We start from the raw sequence: 20,736 nt of genomic DNA, 5'->3' as shown, positions 1-20,736 counted from the left end.
CGGCCCACCGTGGGCCGGACCCGCCCGAGCCCGGCTCAGCCCGCCGGCACCAGGTCGGATCGGGGTGCCGGCGCGGGCGCGAACTCCGCCCAGACGCGCTGGCCCATGCCGTCCTGCTCGACACCCCAGCGGGTGGCCAGACCGGCCACGATGTGCAGCCCCCGCCCGTCCGCCGCGTCCGCGCTGGCCGTCCGGATCCGTGGCGCGGTGTTCGCGCCGCCGTCGGTGACTCCGAGCTGGATCAGTGGACCCTGGGTCGAGGGCCGCAACCGCCAGGCCACGCGGACCACTCCGCCGGGCAGTGGCCTGGCGTGCCGCACCGCGTTGCCCACCAGTTCCGCGAGCACCGCGATCAGGTCCGCGAGGAGCATCGGGGGTACGACGCCCGCCAGCTCACCGGCGAGCCGGTGCCGGGCCAGCCGTGCCCCGGCCGGGTGGTGGGGCACCACCACGCACCACGCCTGATCCCTCGCCGCCGCTGCCGTTGCCACCGTCGCCTCCACGTCGCGCCACCTGGGTCAACCGCGCGGTAGCCGCACCTCTGCGACCGTACCGCCGTCGGTCCTCGGACGTAGGGATACCCATCCATTCTGTTGTTCAACGATCCGGCGGACGAGATAGAGGCCGAGCCCGGCCCCCGGGTAGCCGCGCCGGTCGCCGGACTCGCCCTGCCAGAACCTGTCGAACGCCCGCTCCACGTGCTCCGGTCGGATGCCGATGCCCCGGTCACTGACCCGGAACGCCACCAGTTGACCGTCCACTGCGGCGGCGATCTCGATCGGCGACTCCGGTGGGGAGTACTTGCCGGCGTTGGTCGTCAGCTCGGTCAGCACGGTGGCCAGGCTGGGCCGGTGGCCGAGCGCCTTGGGCAGGTCGGCCGGGAGGCGGAGCACCAACCGGCGACGCAGGTCCGTCGGCAGGTCCAGGACGGCGGAGCGCAGCGCCTCGCCGAGGTCGAACGGGGTGGGCGGATCGTCGCCCGGCCCGGCCTCGGCCGCCGAGCTGAGGAGACGGTCGACCAACCGGGCCAGCTCGTTGGCGCGTTGCCCGATCACCCGGGCCGCCTGCCGCCGGTCGACCTCGGTCAGCGAGTCCCAGTGGTCGGTGAGGGTGTCCGCGTACCCCTTGATCACGGTGACCGGGGTACGGAGTTCGTGGCTGGTCACCGCGACGAACAGCTCCCGGTCATGGTCGCGGCGCTGCTGGTCGGTGATGTCGCGGAAGGTGACCACCCGCAGCGCGCCCGGACCGGGCAACTCGCCGGAGGTGATCCGCAGCCAGCGGCCGTCCGGCATCCGGTGGTCCCGGACCTGACCGGAGGGCGGCAGCGGAAACGGCAGTGGACGGCTCAGCGCCTGCTCGACCGGGCGACCGGTGACCTGGGCGGCGGCCGGGTTCCAGAGTCGGACGTGCCCGTCCCGGTCGACCACGGCCAGCCCGTCGGCGAGGGCCGCCACCACCGGCCCGTCACCGTGCACCGGCAGGCCGCTCTGGTCGCCGTACATGTGGGCGACGCAGGACGCGAGGTAGGCGACCACCCCCTGCCGCTCGGCGTCCGGCTCGTCGTCGCCGAGGTAGAGCGCGTGCAGGCTGCCGACGGTGTGGCCGCCGATCTCGGCGCGCGAGACCACCATCCAGCGCAGGTCACTGCCGGCCAGTTCCCCGGCCAACTTGCCGTTCAGGTGGTCCACCAGCACGTTGCGTACCCGTGGCCCGTTGAGCAGGCAGACCGTGTCCGGGTCGTCGACCGCCAGCGGACGGCCGAGCGCCCATGCCGCCGCGCCGGTCGCGGCGATCACCCGACCACCTGTCGGACCGAACTCGACGAAGGCCATCCCGGTCGCACCGAGGGCCGGCTGGGCCACCCGGAGCAGTTGGGTGAGGACCGGAAGGCCCGCCTCCCCGGAGTTGATCATCTCGATGATGATCGTGTGACCGGTGAGGAGAGCGGGGAAATCGATACGCTCCGGCATGTGCCGAGTCTGCCCCGCCGACCGGGATTTGGCACCTCGGCCAGGTCAGCGGTTCAGTCGGGCGAGGGCGTACCCAGGCCGGTCGGTGATGATCCCGTCCGCGCCGGCCGCCAGCACCAACTCGAGGTCGGTCGGATCGTTGACCGTCCAGACGTACACCTGGTTGCCGGCCGTGCGCAGTGCCGGCAGCAGCTGCGGGCGGGCCCGGACCAGGCCGATGCCCGGCCCCGCGATCCGGGTGCCGAACGGCAGCCGACCCAACCGCGGCCAGCGTGGCAACACCTCGAGCAGCAGCACCGTGGGCAGCTTCGGAGCGAGTTCGTGCACCCGGCGGACCGCCAGCGGCGAGAACGACATGACGGTGACCTGCACCGGGTCGTCCGGTGCCGGGTCGGCCAGCCCGTACCGGCGCAGCAGGGTGATCAGTCGCCGCTCCACGTTCGAGCCGTAGCGGGACGGGTGCTTCGTCTCCACCAGCAACCGGACCGGCCGCCCGGCGGCGAGCACCGCGTCCAGCAGCCGGGTCAGGGTCAGCAGCCGGGTGTGCGAGTCGTCCGGCGGTACGTCCCCGTCCGGCGCGCTGCCCGGATGCCACGAGCCGAAGTCCAGCGCCTCCAGCTCGGCGAGGGTGCGCGCGCTGACCAGACCGCGACCGTTGCTGGTGCGGTCGAGCCGTCGGTCGTGCACGCAGACCAGGTGCCCGTCCCGGGTCAGCCGGACGTCGCACTCCAGGCCGTCGGCGCCCTCGTCGAGAGCCCGCAGGTACGCGGCGAGGGTGTGCTCGGGCAGGTCGTACGAGGCACCGCGGTGCGCGAAGACAAGTGGACCACCCATCGCGGCCGCCTCAGATGACCTGGCCGGGCTGCCCGTTCGCGTCGACCACCGGGCGGCCGACGGCAGCCCACTGGCGCATTCCGCCGTCGGCGTTACGCACCTGCTCCCAGCCGTTGTTGGCCAGGTAGGCGACGACCTGGGCGGAACGCCCCCCGGAGCGGCAGATGACTGCCACCTCCCGGTCGGTGGGCACCTCGGCCAGCCGGGCCGGCAGTTCCATCATCGGCAGGTGGTGGGCGGTGGGCGCATGGCCGGCCGCCCATTCGTCGGCCTCCCGCACATCCAGCAGGTAGGTGTCGTCGGCGATCTCGGTCACGGGCACGGTGGGAACCTGGGGTCCGAACACAGGAAGCAACACTAGATCCTCGTCGACCGGTTCCGCACCGACCTGGCCGTCGGCACCGTCACAACCGGGTCACCCAGCGCGGGTTGGCCTGCGCCCAGGACGGCATCTGGCGGCCGCGAACAGCCTCGAACAGCCCGTTGCCCCCGTTGTCCAGCACCACGTACGAGACCTCGTCGATTGTTTGTGGGGACGACGGCACCTGGACGCCGCGCATCCCGTCGGGCGGCAGCGCGCGGAGCGCGAGGAGGAGGTCCGCCAGGGGTACGCCGTTCGTGTCGACGGTCAACGAGCCGCCCACCGCCCGGAGCACCTGGTCCAACTTGACCGGGTTGCTCCGCAGATCGGCCCTGCCGGCGCTGTCCAGCATCGCCCGGAGCAGTTGCTGCTGGTGGTGCTGCCGGTCGTAGTCGCCCCCGGGCAGGTCGTAGCGCTGCCGGACGTAGTCCAGGGCCTGCGCTCCGTCCATCTGTTGGCAGCCCACGGGGAAGACGCGGTTGGTGTGGATGGATCGGACCTCGGTGTCCACGCACATCTGCACCCCGCCGAGGAGGTCGATGACCTTCCGGAAGCCGGAGAAGTCGATGAGCGCGGCGCCGTCGAACCGGATTCCGGTGAGCCGGTTGAGGGTGGCGGAGAGCAGTTGGGTGCCGGCCTGCCCGCCACCGCCGTGCTCGTACGCCGAATTGATCTTGTCTTGACCGCCGCCGAAGCCGTTCGCGGGCGGGATGGCGACCAGTAGGTCACGCGGGACGGAGACCAGGTACGCCTCCCGCTGGCCGGCCGGCACGTGCACGATGAGGATGGTGTCGGAGCGTTGGTCCGGTCCGCTGCCGCCGGGTCGGCGGTCGGAGCCGACCAGGAGATAGTTGAGCGGCCCGTCCAGGTCGGTGCGGTCGGTGCGGGCGTCGGGGTCGAGCAACTGTTCCTTGGTCACCGTGCGGTCGTACCGGTTGGTGAGCGTCTTGAGCCCGACCACGGCGAGCCCGGCCAGCAGGACGAGGGCCAGGCCGATGCCCAGCATGATCCGCGACCCTCGGGCGCGGCGTGCTCGGCTGGGCGGGGCCGCTCCGGCCCGGCCCGCCACGTTCCGTCCCCACCTGGACGTGACCGCCTCCCCGCAGCCGATACGTGAAACCTGCTCACGTCAGGCTACGGGCGGTGACCGGATGGTCGCCGGCTTTCCGGGACTTTCGGCAAGCGTCCCTCACTTGCGGGTGGAGATCACCTCGGGGTGGTTGAAGACGAACTCGGCGAGCTTGTCCTGCTTGACCGCCCGGAACATTTCCTTCGTCACGTCGTTCAACGCCTCGGTGCCGTTGCCGGCGCCGTTGTACGTGCCGTTGTTGGTCTTGAGCATGGTCAGCTCGTTCGCGGTCACCCCGCGCATGGTGAAGATGAAGTTCTCGATCGACGCGCCGCCGGTGTCCAGCACGAACGCCTTGCCGGCCGCCTTGATCAGCTGCTGGAGCTTGGTCGGGTTGGTCAACATCCCGCCATCGGTGGCCTTCTTCGCCATCGCCTTGATCAGCTGCTGCTGGTTCTGCTGCCGGTCGTAGTCGCCACCGGGCAACCCGTAGCGCTGCCGGGAGTAGTCCAGCGCCGCCCAGCCCTCCATCTGCTGGCAGCCCTTCTTGTGCACCACGACGGTGCGGGGCTTGCCGGTCTTCTTGGCGTCGGCGTTCCACATCGGCTTACCGTCGACGATCGACATGTGCTTCGACTTGACCTCGTGACTCACACAGATCCGCACGGTGCCGAGGGTGTCGATGACGTTCTTGAAGCCGCCGAAGTTGATGATCGCCGCACCGTCGAAGCTGATGCCGGTGAGACCCTTGATCGTCTGGGCCATCAACTGGGCGCCGCCCTCCCAGCCGCCGCCGTTGCGGGCGCCGACCTCGAACGCGGCATTGATCTTCTCGGTGCCGCCGGCGTAACGACTCTTCGGGAACGCCGGAATCTGCGCCTCGGTGTCCCGCGGGATGGAGATCAGGTACGCCTGATCGTGCGTGGCCGGGATGTGCAGGATGATGATGCTGTCCGAGCGGACGTTGTCGGCGGCCCAGCGCTCCCGGGCGTCCACACCGAGCAGCAGCATGTCGATCGGGCCGTCCAGGCTGGCCCCGCCCTCGGCGTCGGACTTGCTCGCGTCGCCGAGCAGGTTGCGTTGCGCGATGTCACCGGTGGCCTGGCCGATCAGCACCTTGCCGCCGACGATGCCCACGCCGCTGCTCAGCATCAGCACCGCCCCGAACACCACGGTCAGCCGGGCCCACAGCGGGTCCTTGCGCTTGGTCCGCTTGCTCGCCGACCCTCCGCCACCCACCCGGCCACCGTCGCCGCTGCCGGGCGGGCGACCGCCCGGCCCACCACGCGAGGGGTGTGCCTGCGCCGGTATGGCCGCAGAGACGCGGCCGCTGGGGGCGGCGGACCCGGGGGTAGGAGGGCGGCGACTGGCCTGAACCGGCATGCGTGCTCCAGCTCGTGATCAGGAGGGGGCGGCACCACTGTACGTACATCAAATCGTCTTGGCGAGTTCATCCTGGGTCAATCCCGACGCCGATTCACACGAATCAGGTCGATCGGTGCGCCTCGATGACCCGATCGGTGGGTGACCGTCGGCCCGGCGTACCACCGGCCGACCGGGTGCGGTCAGCCGCCGTCCTTGCCCTTCGGCGGGTTGGCCTTGACCCACTCCGCCATCGTGTCCGCAGTCATGGCCTGGTACATCGCGAGTGCCTTCTCCCGGTCCGAGACCACCACCGACTCGCCGTTGATCGTGTCGCTGCCCGAGTTCGGGCTGGTCACGAAGGTGAGGTTCTGGCCGCGCAGGTTGCGGAACTGCAACGCCATATCAGTAACCGAGAAATCCTGGTCGACGGTTACGGCCGCGGTCACCGACTTGAGGAAGTTGTTGAGCTTCCCCGGGTTCGCCAGCGTGCCGGTGCTCGCCGCCTTGTCCATCAGTGCGCGGAGGAACTCCTGCTGGTGCCGCATCCGGGCGAAGTCCCCGTCCGGGAACTGCTTGCGCTGGCGGATCCAGTCCAGCGCCTCCGCGCCGTCCATGTGGTTGGTGCCCTTGGTGAACGTCCGGTACGGCTTGTGGATCGAGGTGATGGTCCGCTCCACCTTCAGATCCACCCCGCCCAGGGCATCGGTGACCTCCTTGAACCCGCCGAAGTCGATCGCCATCACGTGGTCGATCCGGACGTCGGTGAAGCACTCCACCGTGCGAACCGCCAGCGGCAGCCCGCCGAACGCGAACGCAGCGTTGATCTTCGCGCGCTGCCCCGAGTCGCAGGCCGCACCGGCGCTCTCCGGAATCGGCACGTAGAGGTCACGCGGGATGGAGACCAGGTACGCCTCCTGGTGGTCGGCCGGGATGTGCATCACGATGACCGTGTCGGCGCGCCACTGGCTCTTGCTGTCGACCGGCGCGTCCGGGTCCCGTGAGTCGCTGCCGACCAGCAGGATGTTCAGCGCGCCATCCACCGTCTTGGCCGGACGGCCACCGGTGATCTCCGCGAACGGGTCCGTGCGGGCCAGGTCGTTGTCGAGGTTGCGGGCGTACAACCAGGCGCCCACGCTGCCGAGCAGCGCCAGCACCAGCACCGCGACCCCGGACACGAGGGCGATCCGACCCCACCGGGGGCGCGGCCCACGCCGCCCCGACCCGCCGGGGCCGCCCGGCCCGCCGGGTCCCCGTGGCCCCGCCGGGCCGCCGGGCCTGGGCTGCTCCTCGTCGTACGGCGGGTAGAAGCGCGCCTCGGTCGGACGGGCGCGCCCGGAGGCGCCCCGGTCGGGGCCGGGGACCGACGCGCGCCCGGCGCTGCGGTGCAGGTGCGGGTGCGGGACGCCGGCTGACGAGGTCGCAGACATGTCACTCAGGGTACGTAGCGCAAGCCACCGCCGCCTTCAGCCGACACTCAGAGACCGGTGGCGTCGACGATCTGGTTATCCCAGCCGCTCCCGGAAGTACGCGATCGTGCGTCCCAGGCCATCTTCGGGCGCCACCGTCGGCTCGTAGCCGAGCAGCTCGCGGGCGAGCGTGAGATCGGGTCGACGCATCTCCGGGTCGTCCGAACTGCGAGTGACGTAGGTCACCGACGAGGTGCTGTCGGAGAGCGACACGATCAACTCGGCGAGTTGCCGCATGGACATCTCGTGCTCGGTGCCGCAGTTGACCGGGCCGGTCTCGGTCGAGTCGAGCAGCAGCAGGATGCCCCGCACCAGGTCCTCGACGAAGCAGATTGAGCGGGTCTGGTTGCCGGTGCCGTGCACGGTGATCGGCTCGCCGCGCAGCGCCTGGGAGATGAAGGTGGGGATGGCGCGGCCGTCGTCCGGGCGCATCCGGGGGCCGTACGTGTTGAAGATCCGGACGATGGCCGCGTCGAGCCCGCGGTAGCGGTGGTACGCCATCGTCGCGGCCTCGGAGAAGCGCTTCGCCTCGTCGTAGACACTGCGGACGCCGATCGGGTTGACGTTGCCCCAGTAGGTCTCGCGCTGCGGGTGCTCCTTCGGGTCCCCGTACGCCTCGGAGGTGGAGGCCATCAGGAACCGGGCGCCGTCAGCGACCGCGCGCTCCAGCAGGTGCAGGGTGCCCACCGAGCCGACCCGGAGGATCTCCACCGGCAGCAGGGCGAAGTCGGTGGGGCTGGCCGGCGAGGCCATGTGCAGGATCGCGTCGAACCGCTCGGCCAGCGCCGGGTGGTGGGTCGGCAGACCCTCGGAGATGTCCGCCTCGACGAGCGTGAAGGTCGGCCGGTCCAGCAGGTGAGCGACGTTCTCCTTGGAGCCGGTCACGAAGTTGTCGAGCGCCACCACCGTGCACCCACGGGCGATGAGGGCATCCACCAGGTGCGATGGGACGAAACCGGCGCCGCCGGTGACGAGAACGCGGTGACCGGAACCGAAGCGCTCAGCAACCTTCATGCTGGTCAGCCTACCGACCCCCGATTACGGCGAGGGGCCCCCTGCCGACGCGTGGCGTCAACAGGGGGCCTCTCGGTGCGTGGATCAGTGGGCGCCTGCGCCGGTGAGGGCGCGCACCTCCAGCTCCGCGTACTTGTCCTCGTCGTGCTCCTTGGAGATGACCGTGCCGATCCACCCGCACAGGAAACCGAACGGGATGGAGAGGATGCCCGGGTTGGACAGTGGGAACCACTGCCAGTCGTGATCCGGGAACATCGAGGTCGCCGCGCCGGAGACCACCGGCGAGAAGAACACCAGCAGGACGGCCGAGAGTAGACCGCCGTAGATCGCCCACACCGCGCCGGAGGTGTTGAACCGCCGCCAGAAGAGGCTGTAGAGGATCGCCGGCAGGTTGCCCGAGGCGGCGACCGCGAAGGCCAACGCCACCAGGAACGCCACGTTGAGGTTCTGCGCGTAGATCGACAGGAGGATGGAGACCGCGCCGATCACCAGGGCGGAGATCCGGGCGACCCGTACCTCCTGCCGCTCCGACGTCTCACCCTTCTTCAGCACGTTCGCGTAGAAGTCGTGCGCCAGGCTGGACGACGAGGCCAGCGTCAACCCGGCGACCACCGCGAGAATGGTGGCGAAGGCGACCGCCGCGATGATCGCCAGCAGGGCTGCACCTCCCAGTTCGCCGCCGAAGAAGTCGATGCCGAGCGCTTCGGCCAACTGCGGCGCGGCGGTGTTGCCCGCCTTGTCCTGCGCCGTGATCGCCTGGCTGCCCACCAGCGCCGCCGCACCGAAGCCGAGGGCCAGGGTGAGCAGGTAGAAGGTGCCGATGATGCCGATCGCCCAGAGCACGCTCTTGCGGGCGGCCTTCGCGGTCGGCACCGTGTAGAAGCGGATCAGGATGTGCGGCAGACCGGCGGTGCCGAGCACCAGGGCGATACCCAGGGACAGCAGATCCACCTTGTTGTAGAAGGTCTGTGTCGAGTTGCCGGCGACCTCGACGCCGTACCGCAACCCGGGTTCGAGGAACGCGCCGCCCTTGCCGGATGCCTCGGCCGCCTGGCCCAGCAGTGCCGACAGGTTGAAGTTGAACTTCGCCAGCACCAGGATCGTCATCAACAGCGCGCCGCCCATGAGCAGGAACGCCTTGACGATCTGCACGTAGGTGGTGCCCTTCATGCCGCCCACGGTGACATAGATGATCATCAGCGCGCCGACCATGATGATGGTGGCGATCTTCGCGGTGGACGCGTCCATGCCGAGGAAGGTCGTCCCCGGCTTGATGCCGAGCAGCAACGCGACGAGCGCGCCGGCACCCACCATCTGCGCGAGCAGGTAGAAGATCGACACCGTGATGGTGGAGACCGCCGCCGCCGTCCGCACCGGACGCTGACGCATCCGGAAGGCCAGCACGTCCGCCATCGTGTACCGGCCAGAGTTCCGCAGCAGCTCCGCGACCAGCAGCAGGGCCACCAGCCAGGCGACGAGGAAGCCGATCGAGTAGAGGAAGCCGTCGTAGCCGTAGAGCGCGATGATGCCGGCGATGCCGAGGAACGAGGCGGCCGACATGTAGTCGCCGCCGATCGCCATGCCGTTCTGGAAGCCGGAGAACGACCGGCCGCCGGCGTAGAAGTCGGTCGCCGTCTTGGTCTGCCGGCTGGCCCAGATGGTGATGCCCAGGGTCACCGCGACGAAGACCAGGAAGAGCGTGATGGTCAGGTTGCGGGCAGTGTGGTTGCCCGCCTCAGCCGCGAGGAACGTCTCAACCGCGTGGACCGTCTTCATGGGTCACCTCCCCGATCTCGGCGCGGATCCGGTCCGCGATGGGGTCGATCTTCCGGTCCGCGTACCGGGAGTAGAGCCAGGCGATCAGAAACGTGGAGACGAACTGGAGCAGGCCGAAGACCAGCGCGACGTTGATGTTGCTGCCGAACAGCTTCGTGCCCATGAAGTCCCGGGCGTACGCGGAGAGAATGACGTAGAGCGCATACCACAGGAAGAAAGCGACGGTCATCGGGAAGACGAAGCCGCGCAGCGCACGCCGCAGCCCGGCGAACTCGTCCGACCGTTGTACGGCCAGGTACTTGTCCGACTGGGAAGCGGCCGGAGTGGGTGTGTCCGTGGACATCTGTGGATCACCACCTTCACAGGCGTCAGAGGAGTTTCGCGCACCGTAAAGAGCGCGCTCCCCGGCAGGGAAGGCTGAGATCGACACCGGTAGACGAGTGCGCCGAGCGGTTGATTGCTTGCGCCAAGTGACCCAGATCACCCCGGTGACCGGTCGGTCGGGTTGAGCGTCCGTTAGACCGGCAGGTCGTGATACCGACCGCGGTAGTGCAGCAGCGGAGACGCCTCCCCGGTCAGCTCGACCGTCTCGATGGTGGCCTCCACCAGCAGGCCCCAGCCGTACTCCCGGGCGTTGTCCAGCCGGCATCCGGCCCAGCCGCCGGCGTCCCCCGGCACCGGCCCGAACGGCGTGTCGATCCACGCACCGTTGGCGAACAGCCCGCCCGGAGCGGGGAAGAGGCCCGCGAACCGGTCCGCGAGCTGCCGGTGCGGCGGGCCGAGCGGCGTGACCGCGAACCGGCCTGCCTCGTCCACCGCCGCCCAGAGGTCGGACTCCCGGTCGATCAGCCCGAGCAGCCGGTCCGGTTCTCCCTCGGCGACAAGCGTGGACGACACCGTCAGTCCGGCCGGGCCGGGCGCCGTCCAGAGCGTCACCGGCGAGGCGAGGCGACCGCGCAGTCGGCGGACCGGCGACCGCTGCCCGCTCGGCACCGCGAACGGGTCGGTGGAATGGATCTCGGCACCCGGTTCTTGATTCACGTGAAACATTGTGCCGCCCCGACCGCGTGCCCAGCCCACGAAGCGCTCGTGCAGGTCGGTGGGTCGGCCACCGAGCCGGGCGAGCTGATCACCCGCCTCCGTCATCAGGGCACCCAGGTAGATCAGCAGCGCCACGCGGTCGTGCCGGTACTCGGCGAGCAGCGTCAGCCGCGCGGCTGGCACGGCCAGAGCGCGCCGGCTGGCACGGCCAGAGCGCGCCGCAGCCGCGACACCGCCAGAGCGGGCGCATCGGCAGGTGCCGCCGGGTCACCTCAGCGCTCCGTCCCGGCGCGGCGGTGGTGCCCACCGGCTGCGGCGCGGTCCGCCGGCCGGAGGGCGATGCCCGAACAATCGGTATACCTCTGGGGCATATTTATGACACAGAGGTATACCGCTCGTGGTGATGACACCCTTCCCGGCGGCATCCGCAACCAGCGGCAACCGTTCGCCCACCGGGGCGGATCGCTCCGGGCCGACCCTCACCTTCGCGCCGGCCGCCTGGCGTGGCTTCGTCGCCGACACCTCTCAGGCCTCCGGCCGGCGCGTCGGCTAACGGCGCGGCGTGACCGTGGCCAGCAACTCGGGCTGACGGCGGTCCAGCACGTCGCCGGCCAGGTACGCGCCCAGCAGCGCCGCCCCCAACCCGTACGCCGCCCCCACCGGCAGTGCCAGCCAGAGCCAGGCGTCGCCGAGCAGTGCCGCAGCGGCCACCATCGGCACCGCCGCGACCACCGAGGCGAGCATGGCCACCAGGGTGAGCAGCCCCTTCGCCACGCCGGCACCGCTGTTCATCGCGAACGGGTTGCTCGTCTCCGGCAGCGAGTACGCCCCGAGCACCGAGATCAGGCTGTTCACCGCCAGCCCGGCACCGTAGGTGGCGACCAGGCCGCCGATGGTGAGCCCGATCCACTCCGGTCGGCGGAGCAGTGCCGACAGCACCACCGCGACGAACCCCAGCATCGGCAGCACGTACAGCGAGAAGGCCACCATGCGGGCGCGCAGCTCCACCCGGCCGGGCACGCCGGCCACCACGTTCGCCGCGTACGCGCTGCCGTCGAAGCCGAACTGGTTGGCCAGGGTGACCGAGGCGAGCACGCCCACGAGGAGCATGGAGATGGTGACCACGACCGGTGAGCTGTCGGCGGCAGCCGAGGTGAACCCCGCGTCACTCTCGACCGCGAAGTCCCCGCCGGTCACGTTGATCAACACGGGTACGAAGATGCCGACCACCGCGATCGTGATCAGGTTGGCTCGGCGGCGGGCGTCCCGCCACCAGTAGCGGGCCTCCCTGGCGACCAGCGCACCGAACCGGTCCCGCCGCGCCCAGCCGGCGAACTTGGGGAACAGTTGCTCGACCGCGCCGCCGGTGGCTTCGCGACGCACCGGCGCCTTGCCGGCGCTCACCGCACCCACCATCGCCGACTCCAGCGACCGGGACCACCAGAGCAGCAGGGCAGCGATCGCCACCGCCGTGATCAGCAACTTGACCGGTGCGGCCCAGACCCGTCCCTGGGCCACGTCGATGCCGGCGGTCCAGGGCGCCCCGAGCGGAGTCCAGCCGATGACCGTCGCCACCCCGTTCAGCCGGTCCCAGTCCGCCTCGCGCAGCGCCGCGAGACCGAACACCTGTAACGGCCCGAGCAGCGCGGCGGTCACCGCCAGCAGCACGGCCGCCAGGTCACGGACCCGACGGGACCGCAACATGCTGGCGAATGCGCTGGTCACCGCCCGACTGGCGGCCACGCAGAGCAGCAGGCCGGCGAGCACGCCGACGATGGCGACCAAACCGGCCGACCAACCGCCCAGGGACAGGGCGGTGAGCACCAGCCCGAACGAAGCGACCAGCACCGCCAGCACCGGCACGCTGATCAGGGCCGCGACGAACAGGCCGGTCACCAACGTCCGGCTGGGCAGTGGCAGCAGCGCGAACCGGGCCGGGTCCAGGGTTTCGTCCACACCGAAGAAGACAAGCGGTAGGAGGAGCCAACCGAGCACCAGCAGCCCGCCGCCCGCCGCCGCGATGAGCACCGCGTACGTGCCGTCGCCGGCCAGGCCGGGCGCGGCGAAGAGGAAGAAGCCGCTGACGGCGAACCAGAGCCCGACCACCGCACCACCGATGAACAGGGCGATCCGCCAGCCCTGGCCCCGGAAGCTGTTGCCCATCACCCGCAGCTTGAGCCGCGCGAAGTGCCGGGCCGAGACCTGCCGCACCGGCGCGGACGGCTCGGCGGCGGCGCTCACTGGGAGAGCCACGACAGCTCCTCACCGGTCGCGGTGCGACCGCCGACCACCTCGACGAAGACCTGCTCCAACGAGCGGTCCCCGCGTACCTCGGAAAGTGTGCCGACCCGCTTGATGGTGCCGCCGGCCAGGATCGCCACGTGCGAGCAGAGCCGCTCGACGACCTCCATCACGTGACTGGAGAAGATCACCGTGCCGCCACCGCTCGCGTAACGGGTGAGGATGTCCCGGATCAGCGCGGCGGAGACCGGGTCGACGGCCTCGAACGGCTCGTCCAGCACCAGCACCCGAGGGCCGTGCAGCAGCGCGCAGGCCAGGCCGATCTTCTTCTTCATGCCCGCCGAGTAGTCCACCACAAGCGTCCGGCCGGCATCGCCGAGCGCCAACACGTCAAGCAACTCCGCGGCCCGCTGGTCGACCACCGTCGGGTCCATCCCCCGCAACAACCCGTTGTACGCCAGCAACTCCGCCCCGGTCAGCCGGTCGAACAGGCGAACCCCGTCGGGCATGACGCCGAGCAACCGCTTGGCGGTCACCGGGTCCTGCCAGACGTCGTGCCCGAGCACCCACGCCGAGCCGGCGTCCGGTCGCAACAGCCCGACCGCCATCGACAGGGTGGTGGTCTTGCCAGCGCCGTTCGGGCCGAGCAGGCCGTAGAAGGAGCCGGCGGGGACGTCCAGGTCGACGCCGGCCACCGCGATCGTGCCGTCGAAGCGTTTGGCCAGGCCACGCAGTGCGAGCGCGGGGTGCGCAACAGTCATGCGCTGACGTTATCCGTCGATCGCCAGTCTCGCCGTCCAGCGGCAGGCGGATAAGCGACCATCCTGAAGGTGGACACGCCGCGCCTGACCTGGTGCTGATGTTTGCCGACCGTGCTGCCGTGGGTGCGGTTCTTGCCGCCGGAAGATGTCGAGCACATGGGTGTCCGCCTTCCGCTGTGGCTGCCCGCCATGCCGATGTGCTGGTGAGCGGTATACCTCAGAGGTATGAATATGACTCTGAGGTATACCGCTCATTACCGCATTCGCCCCCCGCGGAGGTGACCGACTGTCACCGCCGGCTGTCGGCTGCGCCGCCACCCCATCCTGGGCCAGGAATTACTCGTCTAGAGGCGGACGGTTTCGGGGGTGTGCAGGCGGAGCATGGTGGCCGCGACGTCGGCCGGTGCCCGCCGTCGGGTGGCCATCGACACCACGACCATCACGGTGAAGGCCAGCGGCACCGTCCAGGCGGCCGGCTGGGTGGTGAGCGTGCCCGGCCAGCCGGACAGCGGCGGCCCGAGCACGGTGACCAGCACCGCCCCGATCGCCGCACCACCGCCCACCACCACACCGGCGGCGGCGCCCACGTCGGTCAGCCCACGCCACCAGATGCCGAGCACCAGCAGCGGGCAGAAGCTCGACGCGGCGACCGCGAACGCCAGCCCGACCACCTGCGACACGTCCAGTCCGGACACGTGCAGCGCCAGCAGCGTAGGCACCGCTCCGGCGATCACCGTCGCCATCCGGAAGCCGCGTACCGAGCCCCGGCCGAGCACATCCGTCGAGATCACCCCGGCGACGCTCGTCAGCAGCCCGGACGAGGTGGAGAGGAAGGCCGCGAACGCGCCCGCCGAGACCAGCGCGGCGAGCATTCGCCCGGCTGTCCCGTCGCCGAGGGCCGCACCGGGCAGCAACACCACCACCGCGTCGGTCTGCCCGCTGACCAGCAACTGCGGCGTGTAGATCCGGCCGAGCACCCCGTACAGGGTGGGCAGCAGGTAGAAGACGCCGACCAGGGCAAGCACGACAAGGGTGGTCCGGCGGGCCGCCGCGCCGTCCGGGTTGGTGTAGAAGCGGACCAGCACGTGCGGCAGGCCCATGGTGCCCAGGAACGTGGCCAGGATCAGCGAGTACGTGGCGAACAGTCCCCGGTCGTCGTTGCCCGCGGCGCTGGGCAGCAGCCAGTCGTTGGCGGCGGTGGCCACCCCGGACACGTCCGGCACCGGGTCGCCGGCCGCGAAGGTCAGCTCGTCGCCGGGGCGTACCTCGCGGATGTCACCGTCGGGCAGGGTGAGGGTCGCGCGGTGCTCGACCACGACGGTGGTCGCGGTCCGGAACGTCGGCCCGTCCGGCGGCGTCACCGCCGGGCGGCCGTCGGCCTGCCACTGCAACGCCAGGAAGATCACCGGTACGGCGAGCGCGGTCAACTTGAGCCAGTACTGGAACGCCTGCACGAAGGTGATGGCCCGCATCCCGCCCAGCGCCACGTTGGCGGTGACCACGGCGGCCACCAGCAGGGCACCGACCGGGTACGGGGAGCCGGCGACCGTGGCCAGGGTCAGCCCCGCGCCCTGGAGTTGCGGCACCAGGTACAGCCAACCGATGAAGATCACGAACGCGGTGGCCAGGATGCGCAGCCGACGGGACCCCAGCCGCAGCTCGCAGAAGTCGGGCAGGGTGAACGCGCCGGAGCGGCGCAGCGGCGCCGCCACGAAGAGCAGCAGGGCCAGGTAGCCGGCGGCGAAACCGACCGGATACCAGAGCACGTCCACGCCGTACTTGAGGACCAGACCGGCGATGCCGAGGAAGCTCGCCGCCGACAGGTACTCCCCGCCGATGGCGGCGGCGTTCCACGTCGGACTGATCGCCCGGGACGCCACCAGGAAGTCCGACGTCGTCCGGGCCAACCGCAGCCCGTAGAAGCCGATCCCGACGGTGACCAGGGTGACCGCGACGATGGCCGGGACCACGAAGTCGTTGCCCACTCAGCGCTCCGGCCGCTGCACCAGATCGGTGAAGTCCTGCTCGTTGCGCTCGGCCAACCGCACGTACGCCCAGCCCACCCCGATCAGGAACGGGAACGACGCCACCCCGAGCAGCAGCCACGGCAGGTTGACGTCGGCCACGGTGGTCCGGCCCAGCGACGGTGCGATGGCGAACAGCAGGGGCAGCCCACCCAGCCCGATGGCCACCACCAGCGAGAGCCGCAGCGCCAGCGCCAGTTGGGCCCGGACCAGGCCGCGGACCAGCGCCTCGCCGACCTGGGTCTGCTGGGCCAGCTCGGCGCGGGTCCGCTCGGCACGGGTGTCCTGCCGGCTGATCTCGGCCAGCACGATCCGGGCCCGCCGGGGCGGCGGTACCGCACTGCCCGACCCCACGTCAGGGAGTTGCTTGGCCACCCCGGCAGTCTTGCCCGCCGCGCGCGATTGTCAAGCGGTGGCGCTCACCAGCCTCGCGCAACGAGGCAGTCCGTCACCCCGGTGGTCGTCGGGATCGCGGCAAGGTCCCGGCGTGCCCTCTCCCGGCCGAGGTTCGTCGCCCAGAGCCCGTCCCGGGGCAACTCGGCGGCGATCTGCCCCAGCGCACACGCCCGCATCGGCTCGGGCAGCCGGGTCAGGGCCGGTACGGCGTCCGCCGACAGCCCGGACAGGTAGCTGACGTCCAACCGGCCGGTCTCCAGGTACCTGTCGACGTTCCGTTCGGCGATCAACCGGTCCGGGTTGACCATGGCCAACCCGAGCAGCGCCAGCACCGCCGTGCCGACCACCAACCGGGGCAGCCAGGCCGCCCGCAGCCGCACCACCGCCACCCCGACCAGGACGAAGAGCAGCCCGAGCCAGAGTTCGATCGTCGTCACGAAGAGCCGGAGGCGGGTGGCGCCGTACGCGTCGGTGTAGACCTGCATCCGGTAGAGCGCCGAGGCGACCACCACCAGGCTGAGCGCGGCGAGCGTGCCGAGCAGTACGCGGACCAGCAGTCGATCGGCCCGGGTGGCGTTCGGTGCCCGGCGGGCTGCGATCGCGATGACCAGCAGGGTGAGCGCGGTGACGGCGAGCAACTGCCAGAAGCCGCCACGGGCGTACTGGGCGTAGGTGAGCCCGGCCGTCCGCAGCACGTGCCCCGCCCCGCCGAAGAACACCGTGAGCTGGACCAGCACGAACGCGGCGAACAGGGTGTCGAGCAACACCAACGGCAGGGTCCACTCCAGCCGGTGGGCCGGTCGGGCCGGCCCCGGCCGCAGACCTTCCAGGTCGGGTGGGCGACTGACCAGGTACGCGGCACCCAGCAGGCCACCGCCGATCAGCGCCAGACGCAGCAACCAGCCGACGACACCGTCCAGCGAGATGTCGGGCAGGAGACCCGTGACCAGGTCGGCGAAGACCGCGTCGGCGGAGGAGAAGAGCAGACCGAACAGCAGCAACAGACCAGCGGAGATCGCCACGCTCTTCAGGACGCGCCCGAGCCCGATCCCCGCCCCGGCTGGGCGGGTGTCGTGCAGTCCGCGTACCGCCCAGGGGAGGGCCCGTACCGTCGCGGCCGGCGGCAGCGTCGCGGCGACCAGCATCCCGAGCGGGCTTCGCCCGCCGGTCACCGCGAACGTCCCGGTTGCCGCGGCCGCGACCAGGCAGAGCGCGAACAGCCAGCCGGCCGCGCGGACCGTGCCGACGGCGACCAACGCGATCGTCGCGACGGCCCAGGCGATCTGTGCCGCCCGTCCCGGTGCCCCCGTGGCACCGGGACGGGTGGCCGCCCCCGCAGTCGGCCGTGCCGGAGTGGTCGCCGTCGGCCGTGCCGGAGTGGTCGCCGTCGCCGCCGGTGTGGTGCTCGGCGGTGGCGTGCTCCCGGTCGGTCGTGCCGGCGTGTTGCCGGTTGGCTGTGCCGGCCCGGTGGTGGTCGGTGCTGGCGTGGTGACGGGGGCCGCCGTGGCGGTGGCGGTCGGCGTCGTCGGCCCGACCGCTGCGGGGCTGGGCGCGGTGCCGCCCACCGGCGGGAGCGTTGACCTGGGACGTACGACCGCGGCGGTGACCAGGGCGGCGGTGCCGGCCAGCGTGGCCACCAGCCAGCCGAGGCCAGGACGAACCATCGTGAGCGTGGCCGCGCCGACGACCGCCGCCGCCGTCAACGCCGCCAGGACCAGCGGACGGACGGAGCCGGACGGCCCCGGCCAACGCCGCGCGATCGCCGACGGTGGCCTGGGTGCGACCGGCGCGGCCGGCCATGGTTGGGGCTGACCGGCGGCCGGTGCGGCGGCCGGACCCGGTCTGACCGGCGGCGGGAGTACCTGCGGTCCGGTCGGTCCGGTGGCCGGAAGCGGGGTGGTGCCAGGGCTGGTCATGCGACCTCTTTCCGATGTGGCCCGTCGCTCGGGATGGTGACCTGGATGCGGCAGCCGGGCCGATCGACCCGGTGCGGTTTGACGGGGTCGAGGACAGCGATCCGACCACCGTGCAGTTCGACGACCCAGCGGGCGATGGCCAGGCCGAGCCCGGTCCCGCCACCGGCGGACCGGTCGCCGCGGGTGAACCGTTCGAAGACCCGGGACCGTTCGCCAGGTGAAATGCCCTGGCCTTCGTCGCTGACCTCGAAGCGGAGCTGGTCGGCGTGTTCCTCGGCGCTCAGCCGCACCGTGCCCCCCGGTGGGCTGTGCCGCGCCGCGTTGTCGAGCAGGTTCGCGAAGACCTGGTGCAGCCGCCACGGGTCCGCGTGGACGGTCAGCGGCGCCGGCAGCTCGCGGAGCTCGAAGCGCACGTCCAGCGCCGCTCCGGACGCGCTGGCGGTGGCGTGCTCCACCGCCTCATCAAGGAAGTCGTTGACGTCGATGCGTACCCGGCGCAGCGGCACCACCCCGGCGTCGAGGCGGGACAGGTCGAGCAGGTCGGCGACGAGGTGCCCGAGCCGCTCGGTCTGCGACAGCGCCGAGCGCAGCGCCGCCGGTTCGGGGTCGGCCACCCCGTCCACCATGTTCTCCAGCACGCCCTGCAACGCGGTGATCGGCGTCCGCAGCTCGTGCGAGACGTTGGCGATCAACTCACGTCGGCGCTGGTCCGCTGCGTGCAGATCCTCGGCCATCTTGTTGAACGCCTGAGCCAGCTCGCCGACCTCGTCGCGGGAGGTTGCGCGTACCCGCCGGGTGTAGTCGCCACGGGCCATCGCACCGGCGGCCGCCGTCATCTCGCGCAGCGGCGAGGTCATTCCGTGGGCGAGCACCTGCGAGGTGACAAGCGCGATGCAGATGCTGGTGACCGCCGTGCCGGGCGGGAGCCATCCGATGCCGTACCAGAAGTAACCGATGGCCACCGCCCAGGCGGCGACCAGCAGCACGCCGAGCTTCATCTTGATCGAGCGGACCGGGTCCAGTGGACGGGGTAACGCCCGCTCCAGCCAGTCCAGCAGCCGACCGGTCACGCGGGCACCTCCAGGGCGTACCCGACGCCGTGCACGGTCCGGATCAGGTCGGCGCCGAGCTTGCGGCGCAGCGCCTTGATGTGGCTGTCCACCGTGCGGGTGCCACTCCCGTCGGCCCATCCCCACACGTCGGCGAGCAGCCGTTCCCGCGGGAGTACCGTGCGGGGCCGCCCGGCGAGGTGGAGGAGGAGATCGAACTCCGTGGGGGTGAGGTGCACGTCGGCACCGTTCCGGCGAACCCGCCGCTCGGCCTCGTTGATCTCGATGTCGCCCAGGCGGATCGCGGGCGGCGTCGGCGCCGCGGCCCGCTCCACCCGCCGCAGCAGGACGTGCACCCGGGCGGCCAGCTCACGCATCGAGAAGGGCTTGGTGAGGTAGTCGTCCGCGCCGACCGCGAGCCCGACCAGCAGGTCGGTCTCGTCGTCCCGGGCCGTGAGCATCAGCACCGGCACCGGCCGGTCGGCCTGGATCCGGCGGCACACCTCCAGGCCGTCGAAGCCGGGCAGCATCACGTCGAGGACGACGAGATCCGGCTGACCGGTGCGGAACCGCTCGACGGCGCTGGGTCCGTCCGCCGCGACCTGCACCGCGAAACCCTCGGCCCGCAGACGGGCGGCGATGGAGTCGGCGATGGTCCGTTCGTCCTCGACGACCAGTATCCGGCGTTCCCTCATGGGTGACGACTGTAGGGAGCCCCCGTGGAGATCAGTGGGTTGCATTGTGAACAACCTGTGGAGAACCGTTCACGCCTGTGGATAACTCCGTGACCGTGCCGGCTGGCGTGGGTGAACTCCCGAGGCTCGTTGTGGACGACCGGATGAGCTGTCAGGGTGGTCCGGTAGAGAGGAGGTGTGACGGTGACGAACCCCGCCCGGCCCGGCTGGGGCGACGCCTGGACGGTGGACGACCTCCAGAGCCTCCCCGAGGACGACCAGGTCTATGAGATCTTCGACGGGAGTCTGCTCGTGTCCCCCCATGCGGACGTCTTCCACGGCGCCGTCGCCAATCGCCTCCGCCGGATCCTCGACCGGCAGGCCCCGGCCGGTGTGCTCGTCGGTCAGGACATCGGTGTCAGTGCCAAGCGCTCGTCGTACTTCGTGCCGGATCTCTTCGTCGCCGGTGAGAGCGCACTGGACAGCGGCGGTGCCGCGCTCGACCCGGCCGACGTGCTCCTCGTCGTCGAGGTGATCTCACCGAGCAACGCGGGCCGAGACCTGGTGCTGAAACGTCACGAGTACGCGGCCGTCGGCATTCCCCTCTACTGGCTGGTCGAGCCCCGTAAGCAGACTCTGACCGTGCTGGCGAACGGCGCGGGTGGTTACCGCGAGCAGGCCGTTCTCCCGGTCGATGAGGTCTACCGCACCGAGCAGCCGTTCCCCCTCGCCCTGCCGCTGGCCGACATCTTCTGACCATCGCCCGGAACCTTTCC

Annotated in this window: 20 protein-coding genes; 2 read left to right on the top strand and 18 right to left on the bottom strand. The window is 71.1% G+C overall.

The window, feature by feature from the left end; translation table 11 throughout:
• Positions 1 to 35: 35 nt before the first annotated feature.
• The 16 genes from AB0C25_RS28705 to AB0C25_RS28630 all read right to left on the bottom strand — a co-directional run bounded on the left by AB0C25_RS28705 (position 36) and on the right by AB0C25_RS28630 (position 17,577).
• Complete coding sequence (locus AB0C25_RS28705; protein ID WP_357377214.1) at positions 36 to 491, bottom strand: ATP-binding protein; 456 nt, start codon at positions 489 to 491, stop codon at positions 36 to 38.
• Between the two features lie 27 nt (positions 492 to 518).
• A complete protein-coding gene (locus tag AB0C25_RS28700; protein ID WP_357377213.1) occupies positions 519 to 1,973 on the bottom strand; it encodes a PAS domain-containing sensor histidine kinase in 1,455 nt (484 codons plus the stop codon).
• 45 nt (positions 1,974 to 2,018) lie between these two features.
• Positions 2,019 to 2,807 (bottom strand): glycerophosphodiester phosphodiesterase family protein, encoded by a 789-nt coding sequence (locus AB0C25_RS28695; protein ID WP_357377212.1) that lies wholly within the window; start codon positions 2,805 to 2,807, stop codon positions 2,019 to 2,021.
• A 10-nt stretch (positions 2,808 to 2,817) separates the two neighbouring features.
• Positions 2,818 to 3,153 carry a rhodanese-like domain-containing protein gene (locus tag AB0C25_RS28690; protein WP_357242780.1) on the bottom strand — a complete coding sequence of 112 codons (336 nt, stop codon included), beginning with the start codon at positions 3,151 to 3,153 and terminating at the stop codon, positions 2,818 to 2,820.
• 58 nt (positions 3,154 to 3,211) lie between these two features.
• Positions 3,212 to 4,174, bottom strand: coding sequence for an LCP family protein (locus AB0C25_RS28685; protein ID WP_357377211.1), 963 nt, complete (start codon positions 4,172 to 4,174; stop codon positions 3,212 to 3,214).
• A gap of 183 nt (positions 4,175 to 4,357) precedes the next feature.
• Positions 4,358 to 5,476 carry an LCP family protein gene (locus AB0C25_RS28680; RefSeq protein WP_357377210.1) on the bottom strand — a complete coding sequence of 373 codons (1,119 nt, stop codon included), beginning with the start codon at positions 5,474 to 5,476 and terminating at the stop codon, positions 4,358 to 4,360.
• A gap of 326 nt (positions 5,477 to 5,802) precedes the next feature.
• A complete protein-coding gene (locus tag AB0C25_RS28675) occupies positions 5,803 to 7,029 on the bottom strand; it encodes an LCP family protein (RefSeq protein WP_357377209.1) in 1,227 nt (408 codons plus the stop codon).
• 75 nt (positions 7,030 to 7,104) lie between these two features.
• Positions 7,105 to 8,082: an NAD-dependent epimerase/dehydratase family protein gene (locus AB0C25_RS28670; RefSeq protein ID WP_357377208.1), complete on the bottom strand. Its 978-nt coding sequence runs from the start codon at positions 8,080 to 8,082 to the stop codon at positions 7,105 to 7,107.
• A gap of 84 nt (positions 8,083 to 8,166) precedes the next feature.
• Positions 8,167 to 9,858, bottom strand: a complete 1,692-nt coding sequence (locus AB0C25_RS28665) for a cation acetate symporter (protein ID WP_357377207.1) — start codon at positions 9,856 to 9,858, stop codon at positions 8,167 to 8,169.
• A complete protein-coding gene (locus tag AB0C25_RS28660; RefSeq protein ID WP_357377206.1) occupies positions 9,836 to 10,201 on the bottom strand; it encodes a DUF485 domain-containing protein in 366 nt (121 codons plus the stop codon). The genes AB0C25_RS28665 and AB0C25_RS28660 overlap by 23 nt, the downstream gene beginning before the upstream one ends.
• Positions 10,202 to 10,374: 173 nt before the next feature.
• Positions 10,375 to 11,004, bottom strand: a complete 630-nt coding sequence (locus tag AB0C25_RS28655; protein ID WP_357377266.1) for a flavin reductase family protein — start codon at positions 11,002 to 11,004, stop codon at positions 10,375 to 10,377.
• A 444-nt stretch (positions 11,005 to 11,448) separates the two neighbouring features.
• Positions 11,449 to 13,152, bottom strand: coding sequence for an ABC transporter permease (locus AB0C25_RS28650; RefSeq protein WP_357377205.1), 1,704 nt, complete (start codon positions 13,150 to 13,152; stop codon positions 11,449 to 11,451).
• Positions 13,137 to 13,901 (bottom strand): ABC transporter ATP-binding protein, encoded by a 765-nt coding sequence (locus tag AB0C25_RS28645; RefSeq protein ID WP_357377204.1) that lies wholly within the window; start codon positions 13,899 to 13,901, stop codon positions 13,137 to 13,139. The genes AB0C25_RS28650 and AB0C25_RS28645 overlap by 16 nt, the downstream gene beginning before the upstream one ends.
• 344 nt (positions 13,902 to 14,245) lie before the next feature.
• Positions 14,246 to 15,886 carry a cation acetate symporter gene (locus AB0C25_RS28640; RefSeq protein WP_357377203.1) on the bottom strand — a complete coding sequence of 547 codons (1,641 nt, stop codon included), beginning with the start codon at positions 15,884 to 15,886 and terminating at the stop codon, positions 14,246 to 14,248.
• On the bottom strand, positions 15,887 to 16,300 hold the full coding sequence (locus AB0C25_RS28635) for a hypothetical protein (protein WP_357242746.1): 414 nt from the start codon (positions 16,298 to 16,300) through the stop codon (positions 15,887 to 15,889). It lies immediately after the preceding gene.
• Positions 16,301 to 16,344: 44 nt separating this feature from the next.
• Positions 16,345 to 17,577 carry a DUF4173 domain-containing protein gene (locus AB0C25_RS28630; protein WP_357377202.1) on the bottom strand — a complete coding sequence of 411 codons (1,233 nt, stop codon included), beginning with the start codon at positions 17,575 to 17,577 and terminating at the stop codon, positions 16,345 to 16,347.
• Positions 17,578 to 17,629: 52 nt separating this feature from the next.
• Between AB0C25_RS28630 and AB0C25_RS28625 the strand changes: the two genes are divergently transcribed.
• The gene (locus tag AB0C25_RS28625) at positions 17,630 to 18,133 is read left to right on the top strand and encodes a hypothetical protein (RefSeq protein ID WP_357377201.1); all 504 of its coding nucleotides are present in this window, start codon (positions 17,630 to 17,632) and stop codon (positions 18,131 to 18,133) included.
• 100 nt (positions 18,134 to 18,233) lie between these two features.
• Here AB0C25_RS28625 and AB0C25_RS28620 read toward each other — a convergent pair whose 3' ends face one another.
• On the bottom strand, positions 18,234 to 19,235 hold the full coding sequence (locus AB0C25_RS28620; protein ID WP_357377265.1) for a HAMP domain-containing sensor histidine kinase: 1,002 nt from the start codon (positions 19,233 to 19,235) through the stop codon (positions 18,234 to 18,236).
• 68 nt (positions 19,236 to 19,303) lie between these two features.
• A complete protein-coding gene (locus AB0C25_RS28615; protein WP_357377200.1) occupies positions 19,304 to 19,981 on the bottom strand; it encodes a response regulator transcription factor in 678 nt (225 codons plus the stop codon).
• Positions 19,982 to 20,164: 183 nt separating this feature from the next.
• Here AB0C25_RS28615 and AB0C25_RS28610 point away from each other — a divergent pair, with 183 nt between their 5' ends.
• Complete coding sequence (locus tag AB0C25_RS28610) at positions 20,165 to 20,716, top strand: Uma2 family endonuclease (protein ID WP_357242733.1); 552 nt, start codon at positions 20,165 to 20,167, stop codon at positions 20,714 to 20,716.
• Positions 20,717 to 20,736 lie beyond the last annotated feature (20 nt).

Source organism: Micromonospora sp. NPDC048839 (assembly GCF_040649915.1).
Lineage (GTDB): Bacteria > Actinomycetota > Actinomycetes > Mycobacteriales > Micromonosporaceae > Micromonospora.
The sequence above is the reverse complement of the archived record's forward strand: the minus strand, read 5'-3'. Positions and strand labels throughout refer to the sequence as shown.

Bases quoted from the DNA above. Each gene is read 5' to 3' on its own strand.
- AB0C25_RS28615 (WP_357377200.1), bottom strand. From the start codon at position 19,981: ATGAGGGAACGCCGGATACTGGTCGTCGAGGACGAACGGACCATCGCC.
- AB0C25_RS28695 (WP_357377212.1), bottom strand. From the start codon at position 2,807: ATGGGTGGTCCACTTGTCTTCGCGCACCGCGGTGCCTCGTACGACCTG.
- AB0C25_RS28665 (WP_357377207.1), bottom strand. From the start codon at position 9,858: ATGAAGACGGTCCACGCGGTTGAGACGTTCCTCGCGGCTGAGGCGGGC.
- AB0C25_RS28655 (WP_357377266.1), bottom strand. From the start codon at position 11,004: ATGACGGAGGCGGGTGATCAGCTCGCCCGGCTCGGTGGCCGACCCACC.
- AB0C25_RS28645 (WP_357377204.1), bottom strand. From the start codon at position 13,901: ATGACTGTTGCGCACCCCGCGCTCGCACTGCGTGGCCTGGCCAAACGC.
- AB0C25_RS28700 (WP_357377213.1), bottom strand. From the start codon at position 1,973: ATGCCGGAGCGTATCGATTTCCCCGCTCTCCTCACCGGTCACACGATC.
- AB0C25_RS28620 (WP_357377265.1), bottom strand. From the start codon at position 19,235: ATGAAGCTCGGCGTGCTGCTGGTCGCCGCCTGGGCGGTGGCCATCGGT.
- AB0C25_RS28685 (WP_357377211.1), bottom strand. From the start codon at position 4,174: ATGCTGGGCATCGGCCTGGCCCTCGTCCTGCTGGCCGGGCTCGCCGTG.
- AB0C25_RS28675 (WP_357377209.1), bottom strand. From the start codon at position 7,029: ATGTCTGCGACCTCGTCAGCCGGCGTCCCGCACCCGCACCTGCACCGC.
- AB0C25_RS28660 (WP_357377206.1), bottom strand. From the start codon at position 10,201: ATGTCCACGGACACACCCACTCCGGCCGCTTCCCAGTCGGACAAGTAC.
- AB0C25_RS28670 (WP_357377208.1), bottom strand. From the start codon at position 8,082: ATGAAGGTTGCTGAGCGCTTCGGTTCCGGTCACCGCGTTCTCGTCACC.